General features: G+C 72.1%; 15 protein-coding genes. 4 read left to right on the top strand and 11 right to left on the bottom strand.

The features are described 5' to 3' along the window. Positions 1 to 21: 21 nt before the first annotated feature. Both OHS58_RS22600 and OHS58_RS22605 read left to right on the top strand, forming a co-directional pair. Positions 22 to 837: a serine hydrolase domain-containing protein gene (locus OHS58_RS22600; RefSeq protein WP_328649729.1), complete on the top strand. Its 816-nt coding sequence runs from the start codon at positions 22 to 24 to the stop codon at positions 835 to 837. Next, on the top strand, positions 834 to 2,321 hold the full coding sequence (locus OHS58_RS22605) for an alpha/beta hydrolase (RefSeq protein WP_328649730.1): 1,488 nt from the start codon (positions 834 to 836) through the stop codon (positions 2,319 to 2,321). Before OHS58_RS22600 ends, OHS58_RS22605 begins: the two co-directional genes overlap by 4 nt. A gap of 208 nt (positions 2,322 to 2,529) precedes the next feature. On the opposite strand, the gene OHS58_RS22610 is transcribed toward OHS58_RS22605, so the two are convergent. Beyond that, entirely contained in the window at positions 2,530 to 3,459 is a 930-nt protein-coding gene (locus OHS58_RS22610; RefSeq protein WP_328649731.1) for a D-2-hydroxyacid dehydrogenase family protein, read from the bottom strand. 113 nt (positions 3,460 to 3,572) lie between these two features. On the opposite strand from OHS58_RS22610, the gene OHS58_RS22615 reads away from it, so the two are divergent. Continuing rightward, on the top strand, positions 3,573 to 4,019 hold the full coding sequence (locus OHS58_RS22615; RefSeq protein ID WP_247049113.1) for a hypothetical protein: 447 nt from the start codon (positions 3,573 to 3,575) through the stop codon (positions 4,017 to 4,019). A 25-nt stretch (positions 4,020 to 4,044) separates the two neighbouring features. After that, entirely contained in the window at positions 4,045 to 4,704 is a 660-nt protein-coding gene (locus tag OHS58_RS22620; protein ID WP_328649732.1) for a TetR/AcrR family transcriptional regulator, read from the top strand. Here OHS58_RS22620 and OHS58_RS22625 read toward each other — a convergent pair. From OHS58_RS22625 to OHS58_RS22670, 10 genes are all read right to left on the bottom strand, one after another. Then, positions 4,655 to 5,947: a GrpB family protein gene (locus OHS58_RS22625; protein ID WP_328649733.1), complete on the bottom strand. Its 1,293-nt coding sequence runs from the start codon at positions 5,945 to 5,947 to the stop codon at positions 4,655 to 4,657. The genes OHS58_RS22620 and OHS58_RS22625 overlap by 50 nt on opposite strands. Before the next feature lie 58 nt (positions 5,948 to 6,005). After that, positions 6,006 to 6,836 carry a shikimate dehydrogenase gene (locus OHS58_RS22630; RefSeq protein ID WP_328649845.1) on the bottom strand — a complete coding sequence of 277 codons (831 nt, stop codon included), beginning with the start codon at positions 6,834 to 6,836 and terminating at the stop codon, positions 6,006 to 6,008. A gap of 16 nt (positions 6,837 to 6,852) precedes the next feature. Then, complete coding sequence (gene mltG, locus OHS58_RS22635) at positions 6,853 to 9,012, bottom strand: endolytic transglycosylase MltG (RefSeq protein WP_328649734.1); 2,160 nt, start codon at positions 9,010 to 9,012, stop codon at positions 6,853 to 6,855. Next, positions 9,009 to 9,437, bottom strand: a complete 429-nt coding sequence (ruvX, locus tag OHS58_RS22640) for a Holliday junction resolvase RuvX (RefSeq protein ID WP_230862612.1) — start codon at positions 9,435 to 9,437, stop codon at positions 9,009 to 9,011. The genes mltG and ruvX overlap by 4 nt, the downstream gene beginning before the upstream one ends. Before the next feature lie 64 nt (positions 9,438 to 9,501). Then, entirely contained in the window at positions 9,502 to 12,162 is a 2,661-nt protein-coding gene (gene alaS, locus OHS58_RS22645; RefSeq protein WP_247049108.1) for an alanine--tRNA ligase, read from the bottom strand. A gap of 79 nt (positions 12,163 to 12,241) precedes the next feature. Then, the gene (locus OHS58_RS22650; protein ID WP_247049107.1) at positions 12,242 to 12,547 is read right to left on the bottom strand and encodes a hypothetical protein; all 306 of its coding nucleotides are present in this window, start codon (positions 12,545 to 12,547) and stop codon (positions 12,242 to 12,244) included. Beyond that, positions 12,544 to 12,930 carry a DUF948 domain-containing protein gene (locus tag OHS58_RS22655; RefSeq protein WP_328649735.1) on the bottom strand — a complete coding sequence of 129 codons (387 nt, stop codon included), beginning with the start codon at positions 12,928 to 12,930 and terminating at the stop codon, positions 12,544 to 12,546. The genes OHS58_RS22650 and OHS58_RS22655 overlap by 4 nt, the downstream gene beginning before the upstream one ends. A gap of 128 nt (positions 12,931 to 13,058) precedes the next feature. Further along, positions 13,059 to 13,907, bottom strand: a complete 849-nt coding sequence (locus OHS58_RS22660; RefSeq protein ID WP_328649736.1) for an NAD(P)-dependent oxidoreductase — start codon at positions 13,905 to 13,907, stop codon at positions 13,059 to 13,061. A gap of 114 nt (positions 13,908 to 14,021) precedes the next feature. Then, positions 14,022 to 14,399, bottom strand: a complete 378-nt coding sequence (locus OHS58_RS22665; RefSeq protein ID WP_326947780.1) for a VOC family protein — start codon at positions 14,397 to 14,399, stop codon at positions 14,022 to 14,024. 148 nt (positions 14,400 to 14,547) lie between these two features. Then, positions 14,548 to 16,206, bottom strand: coding sequence for a purple acid phosphatase family protein (locus tag OHS58_RS22670; RefSeq protein ID WP_328649737.1), 1,659 nt, complete (start codon positions 16,204 to 16,206; stop codon positions 14,548 to 14,550). Positions 16,207 to 16,275 lie beyond the last annotated feature (69 nt).

Below are 16,275 nucleotides of genomic sequence, written 5' to 3' on the forward strand. Positions count from 1 at the left end.
GGCGTTTCGTAGGGTGGACGCATGGATAGCGTGCGCCTGATCGACGAGTGGCCGGTGGACAACGCCGCGACGGCGGTGGTGACCGCGGATGGGACCGTCGTGGGCCGCCACGGCGACACCACGCGGAAGTTCCGGCTGGCCTCGGTCAGCAAGCCGCTGACCGCCTACGCGGCGCTGATCGCGATCGAAGAGGGCGTCGTCGAGCTCGACACCCCGGCCGGCCCCGAGGGGTCGACCGTGCGGCACCTGCTGTCCCACACCTCCGGGCTCGCGTTCGACGCGCACAAGGCGATGGCCGCGCCGGGCACCCGCCGGCTCTACTCCAACGCCGGGTTCGAGCAGCTGGCCGACGCGCTGGCCGAGCACTCCGGCATCCCGTTCGCGCGGTACCAGGCCGAAGCCCTGTTCGGGCCGCTCGGCATGACCGGCACCACCCTCGACGGCTCGCCCGCGTCCGGCGCGGAGTCCACTGTGGACGACCTGGTCGCGTTCGCCGCCGAGCTGCAGGCGCCGAAGCTGCTCGACCCGGCCACCGTGACCGAAGCCACGAACGTCGTCTTCCCCGGGCTTTCCGGTGTGCTGCCCGGGTTCGGCCACCAGAAACCCAACGACTGGGGCCTGGGCTTCGAGATCCGCGACCACAAGAGCCCGCACTGGACCGGCTCGGCGAGCTCGCCGCGGACCTTCGGGCACTTCGGGCAGTCGGGCACGTTCCTCTGGGTCGACCCGGACGCCGGCGCGGCCTGCGTCGCCCTGACCGACCGCGCCTTCGGGCCGTGGGCCGCCGACGTCTGGCCGCGCTACACCGACGCCGTGCTGGCGGACCTGGGCGCGTGAAACGGCTCCTCCTCGCGTCACTGCTCCTGCTCGCCGCCTGCAGCGCCCCCGAAGCCGCGCCGGCCCCGTCGTCGACGCCGCAATCGACGACGGCCGACGCTCCCCCGGCGCTCGGCACCAACGGCGCGGCCGTGCCCACGCTGCGCTGGACGCCGTGCCACGGCGGCTTCCAGTGCTCGCCCGCGTCCGTGCCGCTGAGCTACCGCGAACCGAAGGGCAAGGCGATCACGCTCTCGGTGATCCGGCTCCCGGCGAGCGACCCGGCCCGGCGGATCGGCTCGCTGTTCTTCAACTTCGGCGGCCCGGGCACCGACGGCGTCGGCGAGCTGACGCGGTTCGCCGCGCGCTACCCCGACGAGCTGCGCGCCCGGTTCGACCTGGTGGGCTTCGACCCGCGCGGGATCGGCGGGTCGGCGCCGATCAGCTGTCCCGGTGCGGACCACCCGCCGGCGATCCCGTCGCCGCTGCGGCAGCCGGACGGCTTCTTCGCGGCCAGTGCGGCGCCCGGGAAGGCGTGCGCGGCCGGCTCCGGCGACCTGCTGAGCCACCTCTCGACGGCGAACGTGGCGCGGGACATGGACTTGCTGCGCCAGGCCGTCGGCGATCCGGCGCTGAGCTTCTACGGCTACTCCTACGGCACCTACCTCGGCGGCACCTACGCGAACCTGTTCCCGGACAAGGTCCGCGCGATGACCCTCGACGGCACGCTCGACCTGGTCGCGAACGCCACCGGGAAACCGGGGCAGGAGCAGCAGCCGGTCGACGTCCGGGCCGACGTCGCCACCGCGCAGCAGCAGGAACTGGACCAGTTCTTCACGGTGTGCGCCGCGGCCGGGCCGAAGTGCGCGTTCGCCGGCGGCGACCCGAAGGCGAAGTTCGCGGGCGTCTTCGCCCACGCGTCACGCGGGCCGGGCGTGTCCTCGCTGATGCGGACGATCGACAGCGCGTTGTACCAGTCCGGCCGGTGGAAGCGCCTGGCGGAAACCCTTTCCGCGCTTCCGGCGGACCCGGGCGCCGCCGCGCCGGTGCTCGACCCGTACGTGCCGACGCACTCCCCGAGCTTCCTGGCCGTCCAGTGCGTCGACTCCGACAACCCCGCGGCCCCGGCCGGCTACGCGGCGCTCGCGGCGAGCGAAAGCAAGCGGCAGCCGTACTTCGGGCTCGGCGCGGTGTTCTCGATGGCCCAGTGCGTCGGCTGGCCGGCCCACGACGCCGACCGGTACACCGGCCCGTGGAACCGGGCGCGCGAGAACCCCGTGCTGGTGCTGAACAACCGGTTCGACCCGGCGACCCCGCTGCACAACGCCCAGGCGACGGCGGCGGAACTGGGCGACGGCCGGGTCCTGGTGGTCGACGGCTACGGCCACACGTCCCTGGACGTCCACAGCGCCTGCGCGACGGCGGCGGTGGTCCGGTACCTGACCGACCTGGCTGTGCCGGCGGCGGGGACGAGCTGCGCCCCGGACACGGTGCCGTTCCCCTGACTTGACGGGACGCGCCGGTCGTGAGTGAAAAACCGTGTTCTAACACTGTTTCTCACTCACGACCAACCCGCGCCACGCGTTCAGCCGGATGGCCGCGCGGGGCAGGGTCCAACGGCCCTGCCCGGAGCGCGGGCCGGGTGGTGTCATCTAGGGGTGCGGGCCCGCCCGGGCCGGTGCGGGGACCTCGGGCCCCGGCGGGCCGCACGCCCTACTCCATGACGCGGATCGGGGCCCCCGCCTGGTAGGCCGCGATGTCCTCGACCGCGTCGCCGTAGAAGATCTCGTAGACCTCCCGCGTGACGAAGCCGATGTGCGGCGTCAGCGTCGCGTTCTCGAGCGTCCTCAGTGGATGGTCCGCCGGGAACGGCTCGGTGTCGTAGACGTCGATCGCCGCGCGGATCGCCTTGCGCCCCAACGCGTCCAGCAACGCCGCCTCGTCGACGATCGGGCCGCGCGAGGTGTTCACCAGCAGCGCGCCCGGCTTCATCGCCGCCAGTTCCTCGGCCCCGACGAGGCCGCGGCTGCGGTCGCTGAGCACGAGGTGGATCGACAGCACGTCCGAGCGGGCGAACAGGTCCTCTTTGGACACCGCGGTGACGCCGTGCGGCTCGGCCTTCTCCGGCGTCAGGTTCTGGCTCCAGGCGATGGTCTCCATCCCGAAGACCTGCCCGATCTTCGCCGCGCCCGCGCCGAGCCGGCCGAGGCCCAGCAGCCCGAGCGTCTTGCCGTGCAGCATGGTGCCGACGCTCGTCTGCCAGCCGCCTTCGCGCATGGAGCGGAACTCCTGCGGCAGGTTGCGCGACGCCGCGAGGATCAGCGCCCACGTGTGCTCGGCCGTCGGCTCGCCGATGTAGCCGGTGGCGGTTACGACGACGCCGTTGCGCCGCGCGGCCGGGACGTCGATGGCGGCGTTGCGCTTGCCGGTGCTGACGAGCAGCTTGAGGTCGGGCAGCCGGTCGAGGACCTCGGCGGTGAACCGGGTCCGCTCGCGCATCGCGACGACGGCTTCGAAGCCCTGCAACTGTTCGACGACGTCGTCCAGCGGCTCGGTGAAGACCGTGATGTCGGCCCCCAGTGAGTCCCAGTCCCCGAAGGTGAGGGCGACGTTCTGGTAGTCGTCGAGAATGGCGATCCGCATGATCTCACCGTAGCCCGGCGACGCTCTTCCGGCCGACGTGACCCCGCTCTCTTGAACGCGTTCAAAACAAGGCCTACAGTCTGTCTTGAACACGTTCAAAACTTGGAGGGACCATGGAACCCGTCGTTGTCGCCTACGCGCTCTACCTGCTGATCAGCATCCCGTTGACGGTGCTCGTCGCCCGGACGCTCAGCAAGCACGGCCGCACCTTCCTCACCCAGGTCTTCGAGGACAGCCCCGGCCTGGCCAACGCCGTCAACCAGCTGCTGGTCGTCGGCTTCTACCTGATCAGCCTCGGCTTCGTGACGCTCTTCCTGACCAGCCGGGCCGACGTCGGCACCGCCCGCCAGGTGTTCGAGGTGGTCTCGGTGAAGGTCGGTGTCGTCGCGCTCGTGCTCGGCGTGATGCACCTGTTCAACGTCCTGGTGTTCAACGGCATCCGCCGCCGCCACCTCGCCCCGAAGGCCGCTCCCGCACCGCAGCAGCCGGTGTTCGCCGGCCGGCCCGTGCCCTACCCCGGCGCGCCGGGCCCGCAGGTCCCGCCCTTCCCCGCGCCCTGACGTGCCCGCCGCTAACGTGCAGACCGTGCCGAAGAGCGAGGAAACGCGGTCCCTGATCGTCACCACCGCTATGCGGTTGTTCACCGAGAACGGGTACGACCGCACGACGATGCGCGCGATCGCCGCCGAGGCCGGGGTCTCGGTCGGGAACGCGTACTACTACTTCTCCTCGAAGGAACAGCTGATCCAGGGGTTCTACGACGAGATCGCGCGGCTGCACCTGGACGCTGCCCGCGCTCAGCTCGCGCACGAGACCCGCTTCGCCGACCGCTTGAAGACGGTCCTGCTGTGCTGGCTCGAGCTGGCCGAGCCCTACCACCGCTTCGGGACGCAGTTCTTCGTCAACGCGGCCGACCCGGAGTCCCCGCTGAGCCCGTTCAGCGAGGAGTCCTCGGCCGCCCGCACCGCCTCGATCGAGCTGATGCGCGAGGTCGTCGACGGCTCCGACGTCAAGCTCGACCCGGAGCTGCGGGCGCAGCTGCCCGAGCTGCTGTGGCTCTTCCAGATGGGCGTGGTGCTCTTCTGGGTGCACGACCGCTCGGCCGGCGAGAAGCGCAGCAGGATGCTGGTCGAGCGCAGCGTCCCGCTGCTCGCCCGGCTGGCCGCGCTCTCCCGGCTGCGGGTGTTCCGCCCCGTCAGCCGGGAGATCGTCGACCTGATCCAAGACCTGGCCAATCGGGACTGACCGCCCGGAAGTAGAGGAACCGCGGCTTGGTCCGCAGGTTCTTCGCCCACTTCGGGTCGGCTTCGTCGGCCTCGGGCACCGGCATCGGCTCGACCAGCCGGTCGACGGCGAACCCGGCGTCGCGGACCGCGCCGAACATCCAGCTCAGCGGCCGCCGGTAGAACCGGACCGGGTGCGGCCGCCCGCCGAGCCCGAAGTCGTCTTCGAGCAGCTCGACCTCGAAGTAGTTCTCCTTGTCGAACCAGTGCCAGTCCTCGCCGGGGTGGTGCACCGAGAACACCAGCGCGCCCCCGGGCTTCAGGACCCGGCGGAACTCGGCCAGGGTGGCGTCCCAGTCCTTCAGGTAGTGCAGCACGAGCGACGCGGTGATCACGTCGATCGAGCCGTCCGCCAGGTCGAGCGGCCGGGAGACGTCGGCGTGCTCGAACCGCGCGACGTCGCCGAACTTCTCGCGCGCGACGGCGACCATGCCCGCGCTGGCGTCGACGCCCACGACGTCGGCGCCTCGCTCGGCCAGCAGCGCGCTCAGGTGCCCGGCCGCGCAGCCGACGTCCAGCACGCGCTTGCCTTCGACGTCCCCGGCCAGCTCCACGATCGCGGGCCGGTCGTAGAGGGCGTTGGTGACGGACTTCCCGGCGTGCTCGGCGTAGGCCTCGCTGTAGTCGTCGTACTGCTCGGCGCGGGCGCGGGCGAGGATCTCCTCGACCACCTCGGTCTTGGCGTCGGCGTAGTTCTGGATGTACTTCCACTCCCGCGCGGCCAGCTCGCGCTTCTTCGCGGCGTAGAGCTCCAGCTCCCCCGGGTGCGACCGCAGGCGGTCGCGGAAGAGCCGGTAGCGCGCCGCCTGGCCGTTGCCCGGCGAGTACGTGTGCAGGTTGACGTTCGTGTCCGGGCCCTTGAAGCAGCGGTGCTTCTCCCAGTCCGGCTCGCGGATGACGAGCCGGTAGCCCGCACCTTCCAGCGCCGGGACGTAAAAGCTCTCGTCGTCGGAGTCCGGGACCTCGAGGTAGATGTCGACGCACGGCTTGGCGCACAGGCCGGGCACCGACGTCGACCCGACGTGCTCCAGGGCGAGCACCTGCTCCCCCAGGGCACCGCGGATCCGCTCGGCTTCGCGCTCGAAGGCCGCCGGCCACGCCGGGTCGTAGTCGACGAGCGTCACGGTCGAGTCGAGCTTGGGCGGCTCGCCGCCGACCCAGGCGCTCTCGAGCTGGTCGTCGTTCAGCGCTTCTTGACTGGTCATTCCGGTAGACCCCCTTGTTCAAGGCAGTCGGCCAGAATATCAACCTGGGGCAAGCGGTTTACCCGATCGGCAGCGGCAGCAGGTTCCCGGTCGCTTCGCGCAGCGCGTCGCGCATCGCCGCGCGCGGGGCCGGCCGGCCGGTGAAGTGCTCGGCCTGGCCGAACGCCTGGTGCAGCAGCATGTCCAGCCCGGTCGCGAGCTTGCCGCCGCGGACGGCGACGGCGTCGGCGAGCGGCGTCGGCCACGGGTGGTAGATGACGTCGAGCACGTGCGCGACGGCCGCGAGGTCGGCGACGTGCGCCAGGACCGCGTCCGGCGGGACGGTGTTCACCAGCACCGCGGCTTCGGCGGCCAGCGCCGCGAAGTCCGTTTCGGCCCACCGCAGCACCTCGACGTCGAGCGACGCCCGCTTCGCCGCGTCGAGGGTTTCGCCGGCCCGCGCGGGTTCCCGCACGACCAGCCGCACCTGACGCACACCCAGCGCCGCCAGCCCGACGACCGCGGCGGCCGCGGTACCACCCGCGCCGAGCACGATCGCCGTGTCCGACGGCGACGGCGTGTACCCGCCCGCCGCGCGCAGGGCGCCGGTGACGCCCTCGACGTCGGTGCAGTCCGCTAGCCAGCCCTTCGCAGTGCGGACCAGCGTGTTGGCCGCGCCGACCGCGGCCGCCCGCGCCGTCACCTCGTCCGCGTGGTCCAGCGCCGCGCGCTTGCCCGGCATCGTGACCGAGAGCCCGGCCCACTCCGGGCCGAGGCCCTCGACCAGCGCCGGGAGCTCGTCGGCGGCCGTCTCGATGCGCTCGTAGGTCCAGCCGGTCAGGCCGAGCGCGGCGAACGCGGCGCCGTGCAGCACCGGGGACAGCGAGTGCGCCACCGGCTTGCCCAGCACGGCCGCCCTGCGCGGCTCAGATGACACCGCGATCCCTGGCCAGGTCCCGGTTCTTGTTGTGCTCGTCGTTGGTGACCGCGAAGCAGGACAGGCCGTTCTTCTCGCACTTGACGAAGTAGACCCAGTCGCCCGCGACCGGGTGCACCGCGGCCTGGATGGCCTCGGGGCTGGGCACCGAGATCGGCGTCGGGGTCAGCCCGGTGTTCTTGTACGTGTTGTACGGCCCGGCCTTGATCCGCTCGGTCTCGTCGGTCAGCAGGGTCGGCTTGTCCAGCACGTAGTTGACCGTGGAGTCCATCTGCAGCCGCATGTTGATCGCCAGCCGGTTGTAGATCACCCGGGAGAGCTTGCCGAAGTCGGCCTTCACCGCTTCCCGCTCGATGATCGAGGCGATGATCAGCGTCTGGTACGGCGTCATCCCCGGACCGGTCGACTGCGGGCTCAGCCCGGCGTTCTGGATCGCCTCGGTCGAGCTGCGGACCAGCTGGCCGATGATCTCGAGCGCGGTCGCCCCGGGCTTGACGTCGTAGAGGCCCGGCGCGATCAGGCCTTCCAGCCTGCGGTCCTTGCGGTCGGCCTTGTTCGCGTCGGCGACCGCCCAGTCGGGCACGCCGAGCGTCTTGAGGTCCGCCCCGTCGACGGCCTTGCGCAGGTCGTCGGTGGTCACGCAGGTGCTCTTGCCGTCGATCTGCGCGCACGACGCCTTCGCCATCAGGCTGTACACGCCGGGCGTGATCTTGCCGTCGGGCTGGGTGATGTCGTCGAACTGCGTGTACGGCCGGACCTCCAGCTGCCCCACCCGCGAGGTCGGCGCGACGATCCGGTCGACCGCGCTGGCCCCGGACATGTGCGACTTCATGACGTAGAAGCCGTGCTGGATCTTCGACAGCTTCGGGTTGTCCGCGCCGGCCTTCACGAAGGCCTTGCTGCTGGCGACGACGCCCGCCGTCGTCAGCTTGGCGCCGATCGCCGACGTCGAGTCGCCGTCGTCGACCTGGAACAGGACGTCGCCGTCGCCGGCGCCGTCGTAGTCCTCGTAGCCGAAGAACCTGTTGAAGCCGTAGTAGGCGCCGCCGGCGAGCAGGACGATCACCGCGACCGCGGCGATCCAGCCGAGCGCGCGCTTGCCCTTCTTCTTCCGGGGCTTCTTCGGCTCTTCCTCGTAGTCGTCGTAGTCCTCTTCGTACTCCGGCTCGTCGTAGCCGTCTTCGGCGTACTCACCGTCGTAGTCGTCGTCGTACTCCGCGTACTCGTCGTACTCGTCCTCGGCGAAGAGGGCGTCCCCGGCCGGCTGCTCCTCGCGCGGCGCGCGGACGGGCTCGGGCGCCGGGGGCGGTGCGGTCTGCGCGGGGATGATGTCGGTGACCGGCTCCTCGCGCACCGGCGGGGGCGGCGGCCGACGCCGGCGCGCCGGCTCGGCGCCGGGCGCGGGCACGCCGGCAGGGCGGTCACCCGGCTGGACGGACCGTCGCGCGGGCGGCTGGGCGGCGGCGGGCGGCTCGGCGGCCGCACGACGGCGCTGCGGAGCCTCGCTTTCGACCGGTTCCGGGGCGGCGCGACGCCGTCTCGGGGCCTCGGCCGGCTCTTCGGGCTCCGGGCGACGCCGGCGAGGCGCCTCGGCAACCTCTTCGGGTTCGGGGGCCGGACGACGCCGTCGTGGCGGCTCGGGAGCCTCTTCCGGCTCGGGAGCGCGGCGCCGGCGGGGGGCCTGGACCTCCGAGCCCTCGTCGAGACCGTGCCGGGCGTGGGCGGCGCGCGCCGGGGCGGCCCGGCGGGCCTGCGGGTCGAGCTCGTCGTCGACCGGGGGCAGCGCGTCCGGCGGTTCGAGCCGGCGACGGCGCCCGGTCGGCGGCGCGTCGCGGCGCGGGTCGGCGGCCGGGGGTTCGGCGGGCCGGCCCTGCCGGGACGGTTGCGGCAGATCGTGGTAGCCGCTCGGCTGCTGCTGCTGCGCGCGCCGCGGCGGCACCTCGTGCCGGTCGCTCGGCTGCTGCGGACGGCGGGACGGCTGGGGCAGCTCGTGGTAGCCGCTCTGCGGCTGCGCACGGCGCTGTTCGGCCGCCCGCGGGTCACGCGGGTCGGCTCGGCGGGGCGCGGGGCGGGCCGGCGGCGGGGCCGCGTCTTCCGGCTCCCGCAGCCTCCGGCGGCCTCGCGGGCGCTCAGGCTCCTCGTCGTTCATCGGTCTCCCTCCCGGGCGCGGTGCGCAGCAGCGGCGTCGATCCAGGCCTGCAGGATCTCGACGGCGGCGGCCTGGTCGACCACCGCTCGCTGCTTGCGGCCTTTGACCCCGCGCTGGGAGAGGATGCGGGATGCGGTGACCGTGGTCAGCCGCTCGTCGCCCAGCCGGACCGGCACGGGCGCGACGCGCCCGGCCAGACGTTCAGAATACGCGATCGCCAGCTCGGCCGCCGGACCCTGCCGGTTGGCGAGCGTGCGCGGCAAGCCCACGATCACCTCGACCACCTCGTGCTCGGTGACGAGGGCGGCCAGCTGGTCCAGATCACTGTCGTCGGTCGCATCGCGGGAGAGGGTAACCAATGGCGACGCGAGCACGGGCGCCGGATCGCTCAGAGCGACCCCGACCCGGACGGATCCGACATCCACCCCGAGCCGCCGGCCGCGGCCCGGATCGCCGGGGCCGGGGCGATCCGGGCCGCGGTTTCCGCGGTTAACCAATGCCGGCGATCGCCGCGCGCAGGGCCGTGACCGCGTCGGCCGCGCCGGCCGGGTTCGTGCCACCGCCCTGGGCCATGTCGGGCTTGCCGCCACCGCGGCCGCCGATCTTCCCCGCGAACGACGGGACGAGCTTGCCCGCGGCGACGCCCTTGTCCTGGGCCGCCTTCGTCGTCGCGACGACGAAGCTGAGCTTGTCACCCGCCGGCGAGAACAGCGCCACCACGCCGGGCCGCGAGCCGAGGCGGCCGCGCAGGTCCGAGGCGAGCGCGCGCAGGCCGTTGCCGTCGACGTCCGGGACGACCTCGGCGACGACCGTGACGCCGCCGACGTCCTGCGCCTTGTCGAGCAGCGCGCCCGCCGAGCCCAGCACCTGCTGGGTCTTCAGCTGGGCGATCTCCTTCTCGGCGTTCTTCAGCCGGGTCAGGACGTCCTCGATGCGGCCCGGCAGCTCGTCCGAGGGCACCTTGAACGTGTTCGCCAGCTGCGAGACCAGCAGCTGCTCCTTGCGGACGTACTTCAGCGCGTCCGTGCCGACCAGCGCCTCGACGCGGTGCACGCCGGAGCCGATGGAGGCGTCGGAGACCAGCTTGACCAGGCCGAGCTGGCCGATCCGGTCCACGTGCGTGCCACCGCAGAGCTCGCGGGAGTACTCGCCCATGTCGACCACGCGGACGTCGTTGCCGTACTTCTCGCCGAACAGCGCGACCGCGCCCAGCTCGAGGGCCTTGTCCTTGGTCGTGGTGAAGCTGTTGACCTCCACGTCGGTCTGCAGGTAGTCGTTGACCTCCTGCTCGACCTCGGTCAGCACGTCCGCCGAGACCGAGCCGGGCGTGGTGAAGTCGAACCGCATCCGGCCCGGCGAGTTCAGCGAACCCGCCTGCGCCGCGCGCTTGCCGTAGGCGCCGCGGACCGCCGCGTGCACCAGGTGGGTCGCGGAGTGCGAGCGCTCGATGGACAGCCGTCGGTGCGCGTCGACCGAGCCGGTGACCTTCGAGTCCAGGCCGACCTCGCCGTCCAGCACCTCGACGCGGTGCACGAACAGCCCCGGGACGATCTTCTGGACGTCCAGGACCTTCAGCTCGACGCCGTCGCCGAGCAGCACGCCGGTGTCGGCGACCTGGCCGCCGCTCTCGGCGTAGAACGGGGTGCGGTCGAGGACCAGCTCGGCCTTCTTGCCCGCCGAGACGCTGCGGACCGGCTGCCCGTCTTCGAGCAGCGCGACGACCTTCGCCTCGGCCTGCAGGTCGGAGTAGCCGAGGAACTCGGTCTCGCCGTGCTGCTCCAGGACCTTCCGGTACTCCGAGAGGTCGCCGTGGCCGGTCTTGCGCGCCGCCGCGTCCGCCTTCGCGCGGGTCCGCTGCTCGTTCATGAGCGTGCGGAAGCCGTCTTCGTCAACGCTCAGGCCCTGCTCGGACGCCATTTCCAGGGTCAGGTCGATCGGGAAGCCGTAGGTGTCGTGCAGCTGGAACGCCTTGTCGCCGGCCAAGACGTCACCGCCGCCGCGCTTGGTCTCCTCGGCCGCCATGTCGAAGATGCGCGAACCACTGGTCAGCGTCGCGAGGAACGCCTCCTCCTCGATCCGGACGACCTCGTTGATCCGGTCGAAGCCGCTGACGAGCTCGGGGTAGGTCGGGCCCATCGTGTCGCGCACGACCGCGGCGAACGACTGCAGCACCGGCTCGTGCACGCCCAGCAGGCGCGAGGAGCGGACGATGCGGCGCAGCAGCCGGCGCAGCACGTAACCGCGGCCGTCGTTGCCCGGGGTGACGCCGTCACCGATCAGCAGCACGCCGGTGCGGGCGTGGTCGGCGATCACGCGGAAGCGGACGTCGTCGGCGTGGTTGCCGCCGTAGCGGCGGCCGGAGAACTCCTCGGCGCGGCCGATCACCGGGCGCACCAGGTCCGTCTCGTAGACGTTCTCGACGCCCTGCAGGATCGTCGCGACGCGCTCGACGCCCATGCCGGTGTCGATGTTCTTCTTCGGCAGCTCACCGATCGGCTTGTGCCCGAGCTTGGGGCTCAGCTCGCCGCGGATGTCCTGCATGAAGACGAGGTTCCAGATCTCGATGTAGCGGTCCTCGTCCGCGACCGGGCCGCCTTCGCGGCCGTACGCCGGACCGCGGTCGTAGTAGATCTCCGAGCACGGGCCGCCGGGACCGGGCACGCCCATGTCCCAGTAGTTGTCCTTGCCGTCGCGCACCTGGATGCGCTCGCCGGGCAGGCCGGTGAGCTTGCGCCACAGGCCGGCCGCCTCGGCGTCGTCCTCGTAGACCGTCGCCCACAGGCGGTTCGGGTCGAGGCCGTAACCGCCGTCGCTCTGGGGCTTGGTGATCAGCTCCCAGGCGTACTCGATGGCGCCTTCCTTGAAGTAGTCGCCGAAGGAGAAGTTGCCGGCCATCTGGAAGAACGTGTTGTGCCGGGTGGTCTTGCCGACCTCGTCGATGTCCGGGGTGCGCACGCACTTCTGCACGGAGGTCGCGCGCGGGTACGGCGGCGGCGCCTCACCGAGGAAGTACGGCTTGAACTGGACCATGCCGGCGTTGACGAAGAGCAGGTTCGGGTCGTCGAGGATCAGCGGCGCGCTGGGCACGCGCGTGTGACCCTTGCTCTCGTAATGGCGCAGGAAACGGTCGGTGATTTCGTGTGTGTCCACGGGTCAGGTCCTTGTGCTGGTGCCGGAGTGCGGGATGACGACGGCGGCGGAGCGGCTTCCGGGTCGCGAAGGCGACCGGTCAGCCCTCCGCCCGGCGAGCTCGCCGGACGGGCCGCCGGGCTTCGGCGGCGTGCCGGCCCGAGGCCTGCGGCGTCACCACACCCGACCGCTGCTCGACCATCTCGTGCAACTCCTGCTCCCGCTCGCTCATGCCCGCGCGCACCTCGGCGCCGAACGAACCCACGGCGCCCGCCAGCTCGCGCACGGCGTCACCCAGGTTCGATGCTATCCCGGTGGGAGTGGCCTGACGAGCGGTTTCGGCGGCCTTGCGGGACAGCGCGACCCCGGCGACCACGCCGACGCCGAGCCAGAACAGCCGCTTCACTTCGCGGCCTTCTTCGCGGCCTTGGCGGCGTTCTTCTTCTTGCGCGCCCGGATCGCCTTGCTGAGCCCGTAGGACAGCGCGGCGATCTTGACCAGCGGCCCGCCCAGCGTCGCGGTGAACACCGACGTCAGCGCGGAGACGTTCCCGGTGACGGCCTGCGCGTTCGACGTGATCCCGTCCACCCGCTCGAGCTGGGCGTTGACGTGGGTGATCGTCTGGTTCGCGCCGACCAGCAGCGGATCGGTGTTGCTGTTGGTGCGCTCGATCGCCTCGGTGGCCGCGTCCAGCGTCTTGCCGAGCTTGATCAGCGGGATCGCCAGCAGGACGACCAGCACCACGAATGCTCCTGCGGCGATCAACGCGGCGATCTGCCCTGCCGACACGGGCCCTCCTCGGTTCACTGGGACTTGGAGTCTTGGGTGCTGGTGAGGTTACCGCCTGGCCGGGTCCCCGACCGTGTCACCCCGCCGCACTGTCACGGTCCGCACCGGGGGCCGCGGGCGTGGACCGCTCAGCCACGCTCCTTGAGCACCGCCCGGTAGAGGGCCGCCATGTCCTCGTCGCCGTGGCCGGCTTCGACCGTCGTCTCCAGGTGGCTCAGCACCGCGCGGGCGCCCGCCACGTCTACGGTGTCGCCCGCGGCCTCGACGACCAGGCCGGCGTCCTTCGCCGCCAGGCTCGCCGGGAACGACGGCTCGTAGTCGCCCGACAGCATCGCCGCGCCCTTCACGTGCGCGTAGCCGACGTCCAGGCCGCCGCCCTTGATCGTCTCCAGGAACAACGCCGGGTCCAGGCCCAGCGCGCCGGCGAGGCCGAGGCTCTCGGCCGTGCCGTTGGTGAGCGTCAGCACCCACGCGTTCAGCACCAGCTTCAGCCGGCTGCCCTGGCCGGCCGGGCCGAGCCAGCGTGTGCGGATCGCGACGGCGTCGAACACCGGCGTCGCGGCCGGGCGGGCCTCCTCCGGGCCGGACGCCAGGACCTGCAGCTGCGCCTGCTCCGCCGGCTGCCGGGTGCCGAGGACCGGCGCGTCGACGAACACCACGCCCGCTTGCACCGCCAGCGCGGCGAGCCGGTCGGTCCAGTCGAGGCCGACCGTGCTCATCTGCAGCCACAACGTGCCCGAAGCGGGCGAAGCGGCTTCGAACGCCGACGCGACGGCGGGACCGTCGGCCAGCATCGTCACCAGGATGTCGGCGCCGTCGGCCGCCGCGGCGGCCGAATCGGCCACCGTCGCGACGTCGGCGAGGGGCTCGGCCTTCTCCCGCGTCCGGTTCCAGACGCGGACGTCGAGGCCCGCCTTCGCGATGTTGGCCGCCATGGCGGCGCCCATGATCCCGGTACCGAGGAACGCGATGCTCATGCGCCCATCGTGCCGAAGACCCCGCCGCCGCGCAGTCCACGGACGGATGAGCGAGGGAGTTCCGCGCCACCGAAGGCTTCTACGGCAAGCACTTCGCGGCGGAAGTACCGGCGGTCAGTAGTCGCCGAGGAGGCAGAACGGATGGCCCGCCGGGTCGGCGTAGACGCGCCAGCCCCGGCCGCCCAGGTCGGGGTCGAGCAGCCGGCCGCCGTACGCGAGGACCTGGTGGTGCGTCTGGGCGAGGTTGTCGACCTCGAAGTCGAGGTGGAACTGCTGCGGGTGGGCCGGATCCGGCCAGCGCGGCGGCTGGTGGCCGGGAGCGCGCTGGAACCCCAGGACCATGCCGTTCACGTGCAGGGTCGACCAGTCCTCGTCCACCCGCCAGCGGGGGTCCGGGAGATCCACCTCGCCGCCCATGATCGCTTGGTAGAAGTACGCGAGCACGACGGGTTCCGGACAGTCCAGGACGATGCACTGCAGCGTCGCGGGCACGGGGATGCCTCCTGCCTTCGCTGGGCCGCCCCCCTGTGTTCAGGCCGCCCCAAGCCGCGAAGCTTACGAAACCCGATGATCTTGCTGCCTCCGGCCCACGTTCGGTGCCCGCTCCCGCACGGGCCGTGCGGGAGCGGGCCCGCGATCCTCAGGCGTCGCCCGGGTCCGCGCCGACCTGAGCCGAGCCACCGGAACCGCCGAAGCCGCCCGTCGCGGTGTGCAGGCCCGCGGTGCGGCGCAAGGAGAATCTGTCGATTTCGACGCCGTCGTTGCGCAGTGTCCGCACGGTCAGCGTGGTCTTCCGGCCGAACCACGCCGGCTCGACGTCGATCGCGAGGAACGAGTAACCGGTGTAGCGCACCCGCGACCAGCCGACGGTCTCCGTCTCCTGCCCGCCGCCCTTCACCCAGTGGTAGCTGGTGAATTCGCCGTCGAAGGTGTCCGGCACCGGGAAGCTGTAGACGCTGCGGCCCCCGCCGCCGCAGGTGGCGTAGACCGTGCCGTCGCGGTCCGGGTCGACGGTGTCGCCGATGGCGACCTTCTTCGTGACGCGGCCGCCGCGCAGCGCGTCGGTGCGCTCGTAGATGTGGTTGTGCCCGTTGACGACCAGGTCGACGTGGAACTGGTCGAACAGCGGCACCCACTCCTCCCGCACACCGCCTTCGGACGCGTGCTGGTTGGTCGTCGAGTAGGCGCAGTGGTGGAAGAACACCACGACGAAGTCGACGTCCGGCTGCAGGCGCAGGTACCGCAGGCGGCGCTTGAGCCACGCCGTCTGGGAGCCGTGCGAGTAACCGCGGTTGGCGGGGATCTCGTACGAGACGTCGTTGGCGTCCAAGGAGATCACGCCGACGTTGCCGTAGATGAACGAGTACACGCTCGGGCAGTCGGCCGGGCCGCTGCCGGGGAAGTCCCAGCGCTTGGTCTGGCCGCCGTAGCCGTCGGGCGAGTACAGCGCTTCCATGTCGTGGTTGCCGGTCGTGACCATCCACGGCACGGACGCGGCGACGCCCTCGATCTGGTTGTAGTAGGCGTCCCAGACCTTCGGGTCGTACAGGTCGTGGGTGCCGTCGGCGACCGGGCCGGGCGGCAGGCCCGCGCCGCTCGGGTCGGCGTAGGCGATGTCACCGGCGAGGAGGTGGAAGCGCGGGTGCTGCTTGGCGACCGCGCCGTCCTGGGCCAGCGCGGTCGTGGAGACACCCTGGTCGCCGAACGCGGTGAAGGTGAACTTCCCCGCCGGGAAGCCGCGTGCGGGCGCGGTCGTGAACGTCGAGAGCGCGGCGGGGCCGCCGTCGCCGTTCGCCGGGTCGTAACCGTCGTGGCCGACCGCGTAGGTGTAGGTGCGGCCGGGCGTCAGGCGGCTCGCTTCGGCGTGCAGGTAGTACTGGTCGTAGGGCGCGATGACCCCGGCGACCTCGGAGTGCAGCGCCCGCGTCTCGGCCGGGATCCGGTGCCCCCACTGGTATCCGTGGCGGTCGTGGTGCTGTGCCGATGGGTTCTCGCCGGGAAAGCGTGGCTCGAACTCGGCGACGCGCAGGTAGGGGTTCTTCACGCGCGTCGGCACCTGCCAGGCGACGCGGACGTCCGTGCGCGGGTTGCGCCCGAAGGCGAGGTGACGCCCGGCCGGGGCGACCTTCGCGCCGTCGGCGTAGGCCGTGCCGGGCAGCAGCATCGGGCCGGCGGCGAGCAGGGCGCCGGTGGCGGCGGCGCCCTTCAGCAGGGAGCGACGGGAGAGGTACTCGTGCTGCTCGGCCATGGTGAGGCGGGCAGCCAGTGCGTCGGGAACGCCGACTCTCGGGATTTCCATGCGCGGATGCTCGCCGACGCACGTGCCCGGATCGCGTCGGCCGGGCGAACACCAGCCGTCCAGTTCCCC

Origin of the sequence: Amycolatopsis sp. NBC_00348 (assembly GCF_036114655.1) — a bacterium.
Classification (GTDB): Bacteria; Actinomycetota; Actinomycetes; order Mycobacteriales; family Pseudonocardiaceae; genus Amycolatopsis.

Bases quoted from the DNA above. Each gene is read 5' to 3' on its own strand.
- OHS58_RS22600 (WP_328649729.1), top strand. From the start codon at position 22: ATGGATAGCGTGCGCCTGATCGACGAGTGGCCGGTGGACAACGCCGCG.
- OHS58_RS22610 (WP_328649731.1), bottom strand. From the start codon at position 3,459: ATGCGGATCGCCATTCTCGACGACTACCAGAACGTCGCCCTCACCTTC.
- OHS58_RS22615 (WP_247049113.1), top strand. From the start codon at position 3,573: ATGGAACCCGTCGTTGTCGCCTACGCGCTCTACCTGCTGATCAGCATC.
- OHS58_RS22625 (WP_328649733.1), bottom strand. From the start codon at position 5,947: ATGACCAGTCAAGAAGCGCTGAACGACGACCAGCTCGAGAGCGCCTGG.
- mltG (WP_328649734.1), bottom strand. From the start codon at position 9,012: ATGAACGACGAGGAGCCTGAGCGCCCGCGAGGCCGCCGGAGGCTGCGG.
- OHS58_RS22660 (WP_328649736.1), bottom strand. From the start codon at position 13,907: ATGAGCATCGCGTTCCTCGGTACCGGGATCATGGGCGCCGCCATGGCG.
- OHS58_RS22670 (WP_328649737.1), bottom strand. From the start codon at position 16,206: ATGGAAATCCCGAGAGTCGGCGTTCCCGACGCACTGGCTGCCCGCCTC.